The sequence below is a fragment of the Pseudomonas sp. LF-5 genome (assembly GCF_037626295.1).
Classification (GTDB): Bacteria; Pseudomonadota; Gammaproteobacteria; order Pseudomonadales; family Pseudomonadaceae; genus Aquipseudomonas; species Aquipseudomonas monsensis.
On sequence record NZ_JARKMT010000002.1, the window covers coordinates 185056 to 200546 of the forward strand.

Below are 15491 nucleotides of genomic sequence, written 5' to 3' on the forward strand. Positions count from 1 at the left end.
CCCTTATCTTAATAATCCAGTTAACAGATATTGTCGTCGCTATTAGAATGCGATGCAATTGCGCACCGTCGGCCGTTTCCAGGCAAGCGCAGACCCAATATCCAGGAGTCCCACGTACATGAGCAACATGAACCACGAGCGTGTCCTCAGTGTTCATCACTGGAACGACACTCTGTTCAGCTTCAAGTGCACCCGCGATCCGGGCCTGCGCTTCGAGAACGGTCAGTTCGTGATGATCGGCCTGCAACAGCCCAACGGCCGCCCGCTTATGCGCGCTTACTCGATTGCCAGCCCGAACTGGGAAGAGCATCTCGAGTTCTTCAGCATCAAAGTGCCTGACGGTCCGCTGACTTCGCAACTGCAGCACCTGAAGGAAGGCGACGAGATCATCATCTCGAAAAAGCCTACCGGCACCCTGGTACTGGACGACCTGAATCCGGGCAAGCACCTGTATCTGCTGAGCACCGGTACCGGTCTGGCGCCGTTCATGAGCGTGATCCAGGACCCGGAAACCTACGAACGCTTTGAAAAAGTGATCCTGGTGCACGGTGTGCGTTACGTCAACGAAGTCGCCTACCGCGAATTCATCACCGAGCACCTGCCGCAGAACGAGTTCTTCGGCGAGGCGCTGCGTGACAAGCTGATCTACTACCCGACCGTGACCCGCGAGCCGTTCGAGAACCAGGGCCGTCTGACCGACCTGATGCGCAGCGGCAAGCTGTTCAGCGACATCGGTCTGCCACCGATCAACCCGCAGGACGACCGCGCGATGATCTGCGGCAGCCCGAGCATGCTCGACGAGACCAGCGAAGTGCTCGACAGCTTCGGCCTGAAGATCTCGGCGCGGATGCGCGAGCCGGGTGATTACCTGATCGAGCGTGCATTCGTCGAGAAGTAAGCCCCGCGCCCACAATTGGTTTTGTGGTGACACAGTAAAAGCCCGCGTTGCCTGAGAAGGCAGCGCGGGCTTTTTCGTTTCCGGGGATTACGCCCCGGCGGGGATCACTTCGAGCACGCGGATCTGCTCCGGTGTCGGGTAATGCCAGCGCACGTCCAGATCCCAGAATTGTGCGCCGTACTCGCGCTCGGGCAGCGGGGTTTGATACGCCGGGCGCGGATCCTGAGCCAGACACTGTTCAATCAGCTCAACCAACGGCTCGTCGAGGCGCTGAGCGTGCGTGTGCGCCTGTTGCAGCGCCGAATCCGTCCACTGCACGTCAATCAGCTGTGGCGCGGCGCTGGCGATGCTGTTGGCGGCTTCGGGGATGATATCGGCGTATGGCACGTAGGGTTTGATGTCGAGAACCGGCGTGCCATCAAGCAAGTCGATCCCGGAGATGAACAGGCGATTGGCTTCGACCTTGTCCAGTTTCACCACTGATTGGCCGATGCCGTTCGGTCGGTGCGTGGCGCGGGTGGCGAATACGCCCATGGATTTGTTGCCACCCAAGCGTGGCGGGCGCACTTTCAGGCGAGGTTTTTCTTCCAGTGCTTGATGAAACAGGAACAGCAGCCACACATGGCTGACCTGCTCCAGACCCTGCACGGCATCTCCCTGATCGAACGGCGCCACCAGTTCCAGCACACCACGGGCAGCGGGGGCCAGTTGTGGCTGGCGGGGGATGGCGAACTTCTCCTTGAAGCAGGAGCGCACGTAGCCGATGGGAGAGACGCTGTAAGTCATGGTTTGAATTCGAGGCGGGGCAGGGTGGGCATGATAACCCGTCCAACCTCAAGTCTGGTGGTGGCAGGGCTGGCCTATTCGCGAGCAAGCTCGCTCCCACAGGGATCTTGTGCACGCCATAGATCCAATGTGGGAGCGAGCTTGCTCGCGAAGGCCGCACCGCCGATGTCAGAGGCTGAACCCACCGTCCAGCGGAATGATATTCCCGGTCATATAAGCGCCGGCCGTACTCGCCAGACTGATCGCCAGCGCCGCCATCTCTTCTTCACGCCCCCAACGCTTCATCGGAATCAGCGCCGTGTCCTCAGCTAATGCCTGCTCATCGTTGCCGATATGCCGGGTCATCTTGCTCGGAAACCGTCCCGGTGCAATCACGTTGACGTTGATGTGCTGGCTCACCAGCTCCCGAGCCAGAATCCGCGATAACTGATGCAGGGCAGCCTTGCTCGGCCCGTAGGCATAAGCCTGCTCGCCAAAGGAAGAAATCCCCGCCACCGAGCCGATGTTGATGATCCGCGCCGGATTCGCTGCCGAACCGGCCTTGCGCAACAACGGCAGAAACTGCTGGATGCAACTGAACACTGATGTCACGTTGAGCTGCATGACCTTTTCCCAGCCCTTGACCGGGTAACTCTCCAGTGGCGCGCCCCAAGTGGTGCCGGCGTTGTTGACCAGAATATCCAGGTGAGTGATCTGCTCGCCCAGGCGCGCGGCGAGTGCGTGCACGCCGTCTTCGCTGGCCAGATTCGCCGCCACGCCGTGACAAGTGCCCAAGGCACCGAGTTCTTCAGCGGTTTGATGGCAGGCTTCGGCGTCGCGGGAGCAGACGTAAACACGGGCGCCGGCCTCGACAAAAGCCTTGGCGATCATTTTGCCGATGCCACGGGTGCCGCCGGTCACCAGAGCGGTGCGGCCTTGCAGGGAGAAGTACGGATGCATGGCTAGTCCTGAGGATTAGGGATCAGTACACCCTAGTCGTCAGCCACGAAAAGCGGAGCCACTATTTTTGCAGGGAATGGGGGGCCATGCGGCCAGCTTCGAGTTGCAAGCTGCAAGCGGCAAGTAAAAGCAGGGTGGCCACTTGCAGCTTGCAGCTTGGGGCTGCTTTTAAGCTCTCACGCGCAGCGTGAGCCCTTTGAGGAAATTGCGCAGCAACTGGTCGCCGCACGGACGGTAGTTGGTGTGGCCGACCTTGCGGAACAGCGCGCTCAGCTCAGGCTTGGACACCGGGAACTCGGCGGCCTTGAGGATCGCGTGCATGTCGTCTTCTTTCAGCTCGAAGGCCACACGCAGCTTTTTCAGGATGATGTTGTTGGTGACCGGGACTTCGATCGGCTGCGGCGGACGGCTTTCGTCCTTGCCACGCTTGAAGATCACCAGACCGTCGAGGAAGTGCGCGATGACCTCGTCCGGGCAACGCACGAAACCTTCTTCGTCTTCTTCTTTCTTGTCGAGCCAGGTCACCACGTCGGCAAGGGTGACGTCCATGCCGCCGAGTTTGATGATCTCGACCACTTTCTTGTCGCTGATGTCGAGCATGTAGCGCACGCTGCGCAGTACGTCGTTATGAACCATGTCGGTATTCCTGATAAGCGTTGTGGGCAGCACGCGGGCGTACTGCCGGAATGTGTGGCGGCAGCGGAAGCCTTAGAACTTCTCTTTGCCGGACAGATAGCGCCACTGGCCGACCGGGACTTTGCCGATCGAGACGCCGCCAATGCGGATGCGGCGGATGCCGATGACCTTCAGGCCCACCGCTTCGCAGAACTGGGCAATGATCCCCGGCTGCGGATTCTTCATGGCGAAGCGCAGGCGGTTTTCGTTCTGCCAGCTGGCCTTGACCGGCGGCAGCTCCTTGCCCTTGTGAGTCAGTCCGTGCTGCAAGCGGTTTAGGCCGTGGGCGACCATGTCACCTTCGACTTCGACCACGTATTCCTGCTCGATCTTGGCCGCATCGGCAGTGAGTTTGCGCAGGATCTTCCAGTCCTGGGTGAACACCAGCAGGCCGCTGGCCTTGGGCTGCAGGTCGGCGCTGGCGGTCAGGCGCAGGAAATGTCCGCGCAACGGGCGTTTGCCATAGCGGTGCTCCTCGCTGAGGGTCTCGGCGCTCAGCGATTGCATGGCGGTGTCGACATCCATGCCCGCCGGCACGTTCAGCAGAATCGTCACCGGCTCCGGCGCGGTGGCCTTGGCGTCCTTGTCGAGCTCGACTTTCTGGTCGCCCACCTTGAATTGCGGCTCGTCGATGACTTCGCCGTCCACGGTGACCCAGCCGCCCTCGATGAACAGCTCGGCCTCACGGCGGGAGCAACCCACCAGTTCGATGAGGCGTTTGGAGAGGCGAATCGGGTCAGTCATGACAGGGCCGTAACAAAAAAGGGGTGGGCATTGTACCTGTGTGGTGCCGGTTAAGTCCGGTTCCATTTTCACTGTGTCCGTATTCCCTGTGGGAGCTGGCTTGCCAGCGATGGCATCACCTCGGTGCATCTGTCAGACCGAGGCGTCTGCATCGCTGGCAAGCCAGCTCCCACAGGGGGCCATGGTGTGTCAGCCGTTACTGGAGCGCTGCTGGTTCTGCCGTAAACGCATGTGCAGCAGCGGATACGGCTGGCCCATGCCATCGACTTCCGAGCGGCCGATCACTTCGAAGCCCTGCTTGAAGTAAAAGCCCAGCGCCTGCGGGTTCTGTTCGTTGACGTCGAGTTCATCGGCGTTCAGGTGTTGCATGGCGTAGGTGAGCAGTTTTTTGCCCAGGCCCTGGCCCCGATGGGCGGGATCAATGAACAGCATTTCGATCTTGCCCGCGGCGACTCCGGCGAACCCGGTGATGCGATGCTGAGCGTCCTTGGTGCAGATCAGCATCACCGCATCGAGGTAGCGGGTCAGCACCAGATTGCGCAACAGCTCGATGTAGCTGTCTGGCAGAAAATCATGGGTTGCGCGGACCGAGGCCTCCCAGACCCGGGTCAGTTCCTGATAATCGCTGAGTTTCGGCGTATGGATGACCGAATGCTGACGCATGCCCGTCTGCCTCTTCTAATGTGGATAAGCGGGAGTCCTTCCCCCAGCAAACGATAGCCGTAAAAAAGCCCCGCATCTCGTAAAAAAGAGCGGGGCTTTGTGTATTTGTTGCGGTGTCTGGCTGGATATTTCTGTGGCCAGCAAGATCTCTCCCCCTCACCCCAACCCTCTCCCCCAGAGGGGCGAGGGGGAAGGGAGCTGATCTTCATGCTGTTCAAAACCTGAGTTCGACTCGAGCGTTCAGGTCGGTGCAGCTCGCAAGAACACCTCAATCAGTCCCCTCTCCCTCTGGGAGAGGGCTAGGGTGAGGGGCTTTTGACGTTCAGATCAGATCTGCTCAGCCCACAAATCGTATTCGTCAGCGTCAGTCACTTTGCACCAGACCTTGTCGCCCGGCTTGAGGTTGCTGCCGTTGTCGATGAACACGTTGCCGTCGATTTCCGGGGCGTCGAAGAAGCAGCGGCCCACTGCGCCTTGCTCGTCCACTTCGTCCACCAGCACTTCGATTTCGCGGCCGATGCGCATCTGCAGGCGTGCCGAGCTGATCGCTTGCTGGTGCGCCATGAAGCGCTCCCAACGATCCTGCTTGACGTCGTCCGGGACCACTTCCAGGTCCAGATCGTTGGCGGGTGCGCCGTCTACCGGCGAGTACTGGAAGCAGCCGACACGGTCGAGCAGGGCTTCGGTCAGCCAGTTCAACAGGTACTGGAAGTCTTCTTCGGTTTCGCCCGGGAAGCCGACGATGAAGGTCGAACGGATAATCAGGTCCGGGCAGATTTCGCGCCAGTTCTTGATCCGCGCCAGAGTCTTGTCTTCGAACGCCGGGCGTTTCATTGCCTTCAGCACTTTCGGGCTGGCGTGCTGGAACGGGATGTCCAGGTACGGCAGGATCTTGCCGGCGGCCATCAGCGGGATCAGCTCGTCAACGTGCGGGTACGGGTAAACGTAGTGCAGACGCACCCAGACGCCGAGGGTGCTCAGCGCTTCGCAGAGTTCGGTCATGCGGGTTTTCACCGGCGCGCCGTTCCAGAAACCGGTGCGGTATTTCACATCAACGCCGTAGGCGCTGGTGTCTTGCGAGATCACCAGCAGCTCTTTGACGCCGGACTTGACCAGGCGCTGGGCTTCGTCGAGCACGTCGCCGACCGGACGGCTGACCAGTTTGCCGCGCATCGACGGGATGATGCAGAAGCTGCAGCTGTGGTTGCAGCCTTCGGAAATTTTCAGGTAGGCGTAGTGGCGCGGCGTCAGCTTGATGCCTTGCGGCGGCACCAGGTCGATCAGCGGGTTGTGATCCTGACGCGGCGGCACGACTTCGTGCACGGCATTGACCACTTGCTCGTATTGCTGCGGACCGGTCACGGCCAGCACGCTCGGGTGTACGTCGCGGATATTGCCTTCTTCCACGCCCATGCAACCGGTGACGATCACCTTGCCGTTTTCCTTGATCGCTTCACCGATCACTTCCAGCGATTCAGCCTTGGCCGAGTCGATGAAGCCGCAAGTGTTGACCACCACGACATCGGCGTCCTGATAGGTGGACACCACGTCATAGCCTTCCATGCGCAGCTGGGTCAGGATGCGCTCGGAGTCGACCAGTGCTTTCGGGCAACCCAGAGATACGAAGCCAACCTTGGGATTGGCCGGCGCAGGAGTGGTGGACATGTCTAACCTCGGTGTTTTGTGACGTCGCTTGCCTGGTGTGGAAGCCGACGGATGGGCGCTTGAACGGCGCCTCTGATCAAAAAGTGCGCAATTCTAGCGGTGAGCAACGCACTTGACCAGCTTTATGCAGGGAAATACGACGAGTGCTGCGCTATGCTTCGCGCCGTTGAGCTTTACCAATTTTTTACAGTCAACAAAACGTCTGTAACAACGGGTAAAACAGCGCATGCTGCACCACAAAGCATAGTGCTTCATTCAAAGAAGCCGGTTCTGAGAAGTAGGAGTGTTGGATGGGTCAGGCAAGTAGTCAGGCGGCGGGCGCCGAGCATTCGGCTGCAAAACCGCTGAGCATGCTGGTCGCGGCAGTCGGGGTGGTTTACGGCGACATCGGCACAAGCCCGTTGTACACCCTCAAAGAGGTGTTCGCCGGTCATTATGGGGTGCCGGTCAATCACGACGGAGTCTTCGGGATTCTAGCGTTGATTTTCTGGTCGCTGATCTGGGTAGTTACGATCAAGTACGTGTTGTTCGTACTGCGCGCCGACAACCAGGGTGAAGGCGGGATCATGGCGCTGACTGCCCTGGCGCGACGTGCATCGAGCCGCTACCCGAAATTGCAGGCGGTGCTGGTGATTCTGGGGTTGATCGGTGCCGCGCTGTTTTACGGCGACAGCATGATTACCCCGGCCATTTCCGTGTTGTCGGCGGTCGAGGGTCTGGAATTGGCGTTTGATGGTCTGGAGCGCTGGGTGGTGCCGATGGCACTGGTGGTGCTGGTCGGGTTGTTTCTGATCCAGAAGCATGGCACCGATCGCATCGGCAAGCTGTTTGGCCCGGTGATGGTGGCGTGGTTTCTGGTGCTGGGCGGTCTGGGTGTCAGCGGGATCGTCAGACACCCTGAAGTGCTGAATGCGCTGAACCCGATCTGGGGTGTGCGGTTCTTCATAGTGCATCCGGGCATGGGGGTGGCGATTCTCGGCGCGGTGGTGCTGGCATTGACCGGCGCCGAAGCGTTGTACGCCGACATGGGCCACTTCGGTCGCAAGCCGATTGCCCGCGCCTGGCTGGCGCTGGTGTTGCCGGCGCTGGTGCTGAACTACTTCGGCCAGGGCGCCTTGCTGCTGGAGAACCCGGAAGCGGCGCGTAACCCGTTCTACCTGCTGGCGCCGAACTGGGCGCTGGTGCCGTTGGTGGTGCTGGCCACCCTGGCCACGGTGATCGCTTCGCAAGCGGTGATTTCCGGTGCGTTCTCGCTGACCCGCCAGGCGATTCAACTCGGCTACATCCCGCGCATGCACATTCAGCACACCTCCAGTGCCGAACAAGGGCAGATCTACATCGGTGCGGTGAACTGGGCGCTGATGGTCGGCGTGATCCTGCTGGTGATCGGTTTCGAATCCTCCGGCGCACTGGCGTCTGCCTACGGAGTGGCGGTGACCGGCACCATGCTGATCACCAGCATTCTGGTGGCGGCGGTGATCCTGCTGCTGTGGAAATGGCCACCGCTGCTGGCCGTGCCGATTCTGCTCGGCTTCCTGCTGGTCGATGGCATGTTCTTCGCGGCCAACGTGCCGAAGATCATTCAGGGCGGTGCGTTCCCGGTACTCGCGGGGATCGTGCTGTTCGTCCTGATGACCACCTGGAAACGCGGCAAGGAGCTGCTGGTCGATCGTCTCGACGAAGGCGCGCTGCCGCTGCCGATCTTCATCAGCAGCATCCGCGTGCAACCGCCGCACCGCGTGCAGGGCACTGCGGTGTTCCTCACCGCACGCTCCGACGCCGTGCCGCACGCGCTGTTGCACAACCTGCTGCATAACCAGGTGCTGCACGAGCAAGTGGTGCTGTTGACGGTGGTCTACGAAGACATCCCGCGTGTGCCGCCATCGCGCCGCTTCGAAGTCGAGGCCCACGGCGAAGGCTTCTTCCGGGTGATCCTGCACTTCGGCTTCACCGATGAGCCGGACGTGCCGCTGGCACTGAAGTTGTGCCATCTGGATGACCTGGACTTCAGCCCGATGCGCACCACCTATTTCCTCAGCCGCGAAACGGTGATCGCCTCGAAACTCGAAGGCATGGCCCGTTGGCGTGAAGCGCTGTTTGCGTTCATGTTGAAGAATGCCAATGGCAACTTGCGCTTCTTCAATCTGCCGTTGAACCGGGTGATTGAACTGGGGACGCAGGTCGAGATGTAGCTCGGCATCTACTGATAGCCCCCGTCAGCCTTGTGGCTGGCGGGGGCTTTTTTGTGGCTTTGTATAAACCCCACATTCACCGCAGACCCCGCTCTCACAAAGGGCCGTGGTGTTACCTGCGATCAGGCATGTCTTCAGATTCGGCATTGGCCCGCACAGATCGTGGCATCAGTGTCTGAATCACATCATCCAGCAAAGCCTTGCCCATCACCGTCAGGTAATGCGCAGCCCAGGCATGGCGGTCGGTGTCTTTGATGAAGGCCGCGTCCTCGGCGAAGGATTTGGCGAGGTATAGCAAGTCGGAGGATTGGGACAAGGCATCAATGATCGGGATGCCGGAGCGGACGTTGAAAAACGCTTGATCCGAGTGGTAGAGGAAGGGGGTGAAGCCGATGGTTTTAAGGTGTGCGAGTCCGTACAGATCAGTTTCGGTCATCGTGTTACTCCTTGGTTCGAAGTGCCGCGACTTTCGTTACCTCGCGAAAGGGAGGCAGCTGTACGCAGGGTGATAAACCGGGAACCGAGGAAAGGGGCACGCCCGCAGGCGTCCCACGCGCAGCTGCCATGACTTGATGGACGCGCTGTCGCGCTGGTTGCTCCGGGTTACCACACCTGATCGCTGAATGAGCCAGCGACGTCCGCAGAGTATCCCGTCGAAAAACAGCCCAATAGTGCAGCTAGCCGTTCAAATATGAGATTCGGAGTTTGCCTACAAGGTCTGTGGGCGCCATCCGATATTGCGAGGCCAGGTGCAAGCGAATCTAAACGTCAGGCACGAAATGAACCCAGTGGGGGCGGGCTTGCTCGCGAAGGCGCAATGTCAGATTTACGAATCTGCCGGTTGATCCACCTCATTCGTGAGCAAGCCCGCTCCCACATTGGTTTTTGGGTGTTCGGCGGCATGTAAAAAGCCCCCGCAACCGTAAGGCTGCGGGGGCTTTTCGTGTCGCCGGCTCAAATCACTCTGCCGGCTGATCCTTGCTCTGACGCTTCTCGATCAAGTCCACCAGACGCTTGGCCAGCGCCGGGTAGTTCTCGTCGAAGTGGTGGCCGCCGGGCAATTTCACCGCTTCGCCGACGGCAGTCTTGTCGGTGCAGCCGCTTTCATCGGTTTCTTCGGCGCCATAGATGCACACCACTTTGGCGGCCGGCAGCTTGGCCATTTCCGGGCCGGTGGCGGCTTCCTTGCCGGCGTTGCCGAGCCAGCCTTCGACTTCGATTTCGAAGCTGCCGGTGCGGGCGAAGGCCAGCAGGATGATTGCGTCGACGCGCTGTTGCTCGGTGTCCGGCAGGCGGTTGTAGATCGCCGGCAGGACGTCGGCACCGAACGAGTAACCGGTCAGGATGAAGCGCTTGGTGCCCCATTTCTGCCGGTAGTGCTGCATCAGTTCGGTCAGGTCCAGCGCGCTTTGCTCCGGGCTCTTGTGCTGCCAGTAGTAGCGCAGGGTGTCGATGCCGACCACCGGGTAGCCGATCTTGGCCATCTCGCCGGCCACATCGCGGTCGAGGTCGCGCCAGCCGCCGTCACCGGAGAGGAACAGGGTCACGGTGTCTTTCGCCTGGCCTGCCGGCACTTCCACCACCGGAATCGCCAGACCGCCGTTGGCCTTGTCGCCGCCGACGAGGATCTTGCGCAGTTCGTTGTTCAGCACTTGCGGCAGGTTGATGTCGTAGTCGCTGATGCTGGTTTCGGCGTTTGGTTGATCGCGCACGAAACCGGCGCTGGTGTCGTCCGGGTTGTCGTTCCACGCCACCAGCCAGTGGCCGTGAGCCGCAGATTTTGGCAGCAGGTGGGTGCAGCCGGGTTTTTCCAGCGCCAGGTCAACCGAGATGGCCTGGGCCTTGTCGTCCTTCTGCTCGGACAACCAGCGCCACGCCAGCACGGCGCCAGGGCCGATACCGCTGACCAGCGTAGCGGGGCCGTTCAGTTCGCGCAGGCCGGTCTGCAGGGCGCGGCTCTGTTGCAGGCAGTCCTTGGGCAGAATCACCTGAACGATCTGCGCCGAGGCGCTGCGGCTCAGGGTGCTCAGTTGGTTGTCGGTCAGCTTCTGGTCGTCATTGACCGCTACCAGCACCTGCGCCTTGGGCTGGGTGCCCGGGATCACGCGGGTCATGACGGTGCCGTCGGCGGCCGTCAGCGGTTGCAGGGTCGGTTGGGGGGCCGGACGTTTGAGGTACCAGTAACCGCCGCCGGCAATCACGGCCAGCACAATCAATGCGGCCAGGATGTACTTCAGGGAGCGTTGAATCATCAGCGTTTCACCAATCCAGTCAAGCCGCCCGCGATCAGGGCAGCAGTGTCGGCCAGCGCCACCAGCGGATCAAGTCCCGCGGGCACGGCCATATAACGGGGTTCCCAGTCAGGCTGGAACTTGTCTTTGAAGCGGCGCAAGCCTTGGAAGTTGTACAGCTGCTCACCACGGCGGAAAACCATCGAGCCCAGACGCTGGGTCAGCGGTGCACCGCGCCGGGGTTGCAACCCTGACAACGGCACCATGCCCAGGCTGAAGCGCGCGTATCCGTGACTCTTATAGTGTTGAATCAGGCCGACCATCATGAATTCCATGGTCAGCTTCGGGGCATCCGGGTGCGCGCGCATCAGGTCGAGGCTGGCCAGGTCGTGGCTGTAAGTCTCGAGCAAGTTGGCGAACGCCACCGGACGGCCTTCGAAGCGAATCACCGCAATGCGGAAATGCTTCAGGTAATCGTCGCTGAAACGGCCGAGGGAGAAACCTTTCTCACGCACGTTCTTGCCGGTCAGCCACGCATCGGAAATCACTTTCAGCTCGTCCATCGGCGCCTGACCCGGCTCATGGATTTCCAGCGACAGGCCATCGCGGGTGCCACGGTTCCAGGTGTAGCGCAGATCCTTCATTTCCTTGCCCTTGGCTTCCAGGTCAAAGCGCTGCAGATTGACGCGGGCCTCTTCGCCGAGCTTGATCGCGGTCAGGCCGATGTCCATGTAGTAGGGCAGGTTTTCTGCGCGCACCTGATAGAACACCGGCCGTGTGTGATGGATGTCGCACAGGTCACGGAACTGCCAGATCATTTCAGCGCGTTGCTGACCAGGACCGATCGGGTCGTATAGCGCCACCAGGCTGCGGCCACGACGCGCGTACATCAGGAACGCCTCGTCGTTGGGGTGGAACAGCAGCGCCTTGTCACCGGTCAGCGCGAGGCCGCCGTCAGGTTGCGCCGAAGCCATGAGGATCTTTGCTGCACGATCGAGTTCGTCCGGTGTCGGCAGATGAATGACCGGGCGTGCGGTGCGCAACAGCCAGGTCAGGGAAATCACCAGCAACAGCACGGCGGCACCGAGCAGCGAACGCAGACCCCGTGGGGCGTCAGCGTCGAGGGTGAATTGCCACCACAGCTGATGGCTGTACGGCACGTCCTGATAGGCGAACAGCAGCAGCCAGGTCGAGGCGCCCAGCACGCAGAGGCTGGACACCAGATACAGCGGCGAGAAGGGCAGTTCGGTCAGGCGGCTCGGACGATAGAAGGAGCGACGGAACACCCCGAGCAGGGCCGCCGTCAGCGTCATCAGCGTCGCTTCTTCCCAGTCGAAGCCTTTGAGCAGCGAGAGCAGGGCGCCCACCAGCAACAGAATGGTGGTCAGCATCCACGCGGCCGACAGGCGCCGACGCAGGCCCTGGGCGAGCAACAGGCAGAGCACGCCGATCAGGCTGGCGCCGAAGTGCGAGGCGTCGACCAGGCGATGCGGGATCAGGAAACCGATGTGTTCAAGGCGAGTGTCGATTTCCGGTGTGGCGCCGGAGAACAGCAGCACGACGCCGGACAGGAACACCAGTACCGCCAGAATCGGCGCGGCCAGGCCAGACGCGGCGCGCATGGTCTGGGTCTGGAACAGGCGCTGACCTTCGTTGATCAGCAGCAGAACGCAGGCCACCAGCAGCGGCAGCACCACGTAGATCAGCCGATACAGCAGCAGCGCAGCAGCCAGAGGCGCGGCGCCGAGTTTATCGGCGAAGGCGGCGAGCAGAATCGCTTCGAACACCCCCACGCCACCCGGGACATGGCTGAGTACACCCGCCGCCAGGGCCAGCAGGTACACCAGCAGGAAAGCGCCAAACGGCGGTGCTTCCGGCAGCAACAGATACAGAACGGTGGCAGCGGCAGCCACGTCGAGCGCGGTGATGACCAGTTGCAGGAACGTCAGGCGACGGCCTGGCAGGCGCAGAGTGCGGCGGCCAGCCTTGACCAACAGATTGTCGCGGTAGGGTTGTTCCGGCAGGCGCCGACGATAGATGCCGATTGCGAGAATGGCGCCAGCCAGCAACACGGTCACCGCGACGGTGCCGAGCAGGCCTTGCGACAATCCCAGCGCCTGGGACGCGGCGGGCAGGTCGCTCAGCGTGGCGAGCGCAGCCAGCGGCGGCAACGCGCAGCCCAGCGACAGGCTGGCAAACAGAGTCATGTGCGCGACTTCCGACGCCCCCAGTCCCAGTCGTGCGTATAAACGGTAGCGCACCGAGCCGCCGGACAGCAGCGACAGGCCGATGGCATTGCCGATCGCAAACGCGGTGAAGCCGCCCAGCGCCAGTGTGCGCGGTGGCAAGGTGACCCCGGCGTAGCGGCTGGCCGACCATTCGTAGCCCAGCAGAATGATGAAACCGACGACGGTGGCACCGAATGCACCGAGCAGGGCCGGTTTCGGCACGTCGAGAATCGAGTCGTGCAGCGCGTCGAGATCGAGTTCGACGAGCAGATGACGACAGGCAATCAGCGCAATCGTAAACAGCAGCAGCGTGACCACCAGACCGATGGGTTGACGGTATTTGCTCAGCCGATCCAGCAAGCGCAAACGCTCGGGTTTGATCGGATTTTCCGCTGTGACGGTGTCTTGTGGATCAGACGAGTTGGCGCGCATCAATCACCTCTTGGATTGTGCGCGACAGGATGGGGGTATCCAGCCAAGTTACCAATCCCTGTAGAAAAAAATAATCACAAAATACTACGCCTCTCACCGGGTATCGGCGAGGGCAGTCATGGATTGCAGACTGCTTGCCCGCGACGCAAAGCATAGTCGCAAGTGGGCGGGTCTGATGATCCTGGACGATTCACTGCACAGTGACAGATCATTGTTGCGAAAGGACTTTTTCAACAGATACAAAAAAGGCCACTCTTTCGAGTAGCCTTTTTTGATGTTTGGTTGCGGGAGCCGGATTTGAACCGACGACCTTCGGGTTATGAGCCCGACGAGCTACCAGACTGCTCCATCCCGCGTCTGTGTGGCGGCATTCTACAGGCGAACGGCTGAGTGTCAACCGCTAATCCCGAAAAGGGTCAAATAAGCGTGAAATCGCGGCAAACGGTCGCAGGTCATGGGTTAAGTTTCGGAAATACAACGAATTCCTGTTTGCCTGCAGCATTGTGGGCAGGTCGATCTGCAAAAACATACGCGCACAAAAAAGGCCACTCTTTCGAGTAGCCTTTTTTGATGTTTGGTTGCGGGAGCCGGATTTGAACCGACGACCTTCGGGTTATGAGCCCGACGAGCTACCAGACTGCTCCATCCCGCGTCTGTGTGTCGGCATTCTACAGAGGATCGCCGGAGTGTCAACCTTGATTTGGATAAAATCTCTTGAGGTTCAATCGGTTAGCGTTCCTTTACAGGTGTCTTGTCCTGCCGTAGGGCAGGTGGGGCAAGGCTTTCAGCTCTATTGGGTACTCAGTTTCAATTGAGAAAACAAATTCAAAGGACTTTTCCTACCGCTGGGAAAGAACATTCAAACCACTGGTGCTATATACAGGTCTCAGTGAGATACTGCTGATCCGGTTCGCCACGTTCCCTTTTCTGACATGACTCAGCGAAAAATCATCCACATCGACTGTGACTGTTTCTACGCCGCCATCGAGATGCGCGATGACCCGCGGCTGGCGGGCAAGCCATTGGCAGTGGGAGGGTCGGCGGACCGGCGCGGGGTGATTGCCACCTGTAACTATGAGGCGCGGGCGTACGGCGTGCGCTCGGCCATGGCCTCCGGGCATGCCTTGAAGCTGTGCCCGGACCTGACCATCGTCAAGCCGCGCATGGATGCGTACCGGGAAGCATCGAAGGAAATTCACACGATCTTTGCCGACTACACCGACCTCATCGAGCCACTGTCGCTGGATGAGGCTTACCTCGACGTGTCTGACAGCGCGCATTTCGGCGGCAGCGCCACGCGCATTGCCCAGGACATCCGCCGACGCGTCTCCAATCAGTTGCACATCACCGTTTCCGCCGGCGTGGCGCCAAACAAGTTTCTGGCAAAGATCGCCAGCGACTGGAAAAAGCCCAACGGCTTGTTCGTGATCACCCCGGACCAGGTCGAGGACTTTGTCAGCGGTTTGCCAGTGAGCAAGTTGCACGGCGTCGGCAAGGTCACCGCCGACCGGCTGGGCAAGCTTGGTATCGTCGACTGCCTGCAGTTGCGTGAGTGGGGCAAACTGGCGCTGGTGCGCGAATTCGGCAGTTTTGGCGAGCGACTCTGGAGCCTGGCCCGCGGGATTGATGACCGGCAAGTGCACAATGACAGTCGGCGTCAGTCGATCAGCGTCGAAAACACCTACGACGTTGACCTGCCGGATCTGCGCAGTTGCCTGGATAAATTGCCCGAACTGCTGGAAACCCTGAAAACCCGCATGACGCGCATCGACGGCAGTTATCGACCGGGCAAGCCATTCGTCAAAGTGAAATTCCATGACTTTACCCAGACCACGCTGGAGCAGGCCGGGGCAGGGCGCGATCTGGGCAGTTATCAGTTGATGCTGACGCAGGCGTTCAATCGCGGCGGGAAACCGGTGCGGTTGCTCGGGGTCGGGGTAAGGCTGGAGGATTTGCGCGGCGGGTTTGAGCAGATGGAGTTGTTTGAGCGGTAGTTTTGCGACAAATTTCGGATGGTCATCGCGGGCAAGCCCGCTCC

Annotated in this window: 12 protein-coding genes and 2 tRNA genes; 3 read left to right on the top strand and 11 right to left on the bottom strand. The window is 60.6% G+C overall.

What is annotated here, in order from left to right:
- Positions 1–118: 118 nt before the first annotated feature.
- Positions 119–898, top strand: a complete 780-nt coding sequence (gene fpr, locus PseuLF5_RS07970) for a ferredoxin-NADP reductase (protein WP_003222277.1) — start codon at positions 119–121, stop codon at positions 896–898.
- 87 nt (positions 899–985) lie between these two features.
- Here the strand turns inward: fpr and tsaA are convergent, their stop codons facing one another.
- The 6 genes from tsaA to rimO all read right to left on the bottom strand — a co-directional run bounded on the left by tsaA (position 986) and on the right by rimO (position 6370).
- Positions 986–1684, bottom strand: coding sequence for a tRNA (N6-threonylcarbamoyladenosine(37)-N6)-methyltransferase TrmO (gene tsaA / locus PseuLF5_RS07975; RefSeq protein WP_322373846.1), 699 nt, complete (start codon positions 1682–1684; stop codon positions 986–988).
- Positions 1685–1852: 168 nt separating this feature from the next.
- Positions 1853–2623 carry an SDR family oxidoreductase gene (locus PseuLF5_RS07980; RefSeq protein WP_128613565.1) on the bottom strand — a complete coding sequence of 257 codons (771 nt, stop codon included), beginning with the start codon at positions 2621–2623 and terminating at the stop codon, positions 1853–1855.
- A 168-nt stretch (positions 2624–2791) separates the two neighbouring features.
- Positions 2792–3259: a YehS family protein gene (locus tag PseuLF5_RS07985; RefSeq protein WP_123465197.1), complete on the bottom strand. Its 468-nt coding sequence runs from the start codon at positions 3257–3259 to the stop codon at positions 2792–2794.
- A 72-nt stretch (positions 3260–3331) separates the two neighbouring features.
- A complete protein-coding gene (locus tag PseuLF5_RS07990; RefSeq protein WP_128613564.1) occupies positions 3332–4042 on the bottom strand; it encodes an rRNA pseudouridine synthase in 711 nt (236 codons plus the stop codon).
- A gap of 189 nt (positions 4043–4231) precedes the next feature.
- Positions 4232–4705 (bottom strand): GNAT family N-acetyltransferase, encoded by a 474-nt coding sequence (locus PseuLF5_RS07995; RefSeq protein WP_322373850.1) that lies wholly within the window; start codon positions 4703–4705, stop codon positions 4232–4234.
- A 327-nt stretch (positions 4706–5032) separates the two neighbouring features.
- The gene (gene rimO / locus PseuLF5_RS08000) at positions 5033–6370 is read right to left on the bottom strand and encodes a 30S ribosomal protein S12 methylthiotransferase RimO (RefSeq protein ID WP_340133324.1); all 1338 of its coding nucleotides are present in this window, start codon (positions 6368–6370) and stop codon (positions 5033–5035) included.
- A gap of 350 nt (positions 6371–6720) precedes the next feature.
- Here rimO and PseuLF5_RS08005 point away from each other — a divergent pair, with 350 nt between their 5' ends.
- Positions 6721–8562, top strand: a complete 1842-nt coding sequence (locus PseuLF5_RS08005) for a potassium transporter Kup (protein ID WP_409202020.1) — start codon at positions 6721–6723, stop codon at positions 8560–8562.
- A 112-nt stretch (positions 8563–8674) separates the two neighbouring features.
- Here PseuLF5_RS08005 and PseuLF5_RS08010 read toward each other — a convergent pair whose 3' ends face one another.
- The 5 genes from PseuLF5_RS08010 to PseuLF5_RS08030 all read right to left on the bottom strand — a co-directional run bounded on the left by PseuLF5_RS08010 (position 8675) and on the right by PseuLF5_RS08030 (position 14105).
- Positions 8675–8998 (bottom strand): DUF3077 domain-containing protein, encoded by a 324-nt coding sequence (locus PseuLF5_RS08010; RefSeq protein ID WP_123465205.1) that lies wholly within the window; start codon positions 8996–8998, stop codon positions 8675–8677.
- A gap of 523 nt (positions 8999–9521) precedes the next feature.
- A complete protein-coding gene (locus PseuLF5_RS08015) occupies positions 9522–10814 on the bottom strand; it encodes a virulence factor family protein (protein ID WP_007964390.1) in 1293 nt (430 codons plus the stop codon).
- On the bottom strand, positions 10814–13453 hold the full coding sequence (mprF, locus tag PseuLF5_RS08020) for a bifunctional lysylphosphatidylglycerol flippase/synthetase MprF (RefSeq protein ID WP_123465207.1): 2640 nt from the start codon (positions 13451–13453) through the stop codon (positions 10814–10816). Before mprF ends, PseuLF5_RS08015 begins: the two co-directional genes overlap by 1 nt.
- Before the next feature lie 279 nt (positions 13454–13732).
- Positions 13733–13809, bottom strand: a tRNA-Met gene (locus tag PseuLF5_RS08025).
- A gap of 219 nt (positions 13810–14028) precedes the next feature.
- Positions 14029–14105, bottom strand: a tRNA-Met gene (locus tag PseuLF5_RS08030).
- Positions 14106–14385: 280 nt separating this feature from the next.
- Here PseuLF5_RS08030 and dinB point away from each other — a divergent pair.
- Complete coding sequence (gene dinB / locus PseuLF5_RS08035; protein WP_340133325.1) at positions 14386–15447, top strand: DNA polymerase IV; 1062 nt, start codon at positions 14386–14388, stop codon at positions 15445–15447.
- The last annotated feature ends 44 nt before the right edge of the window (positions 15448–15491 follow it).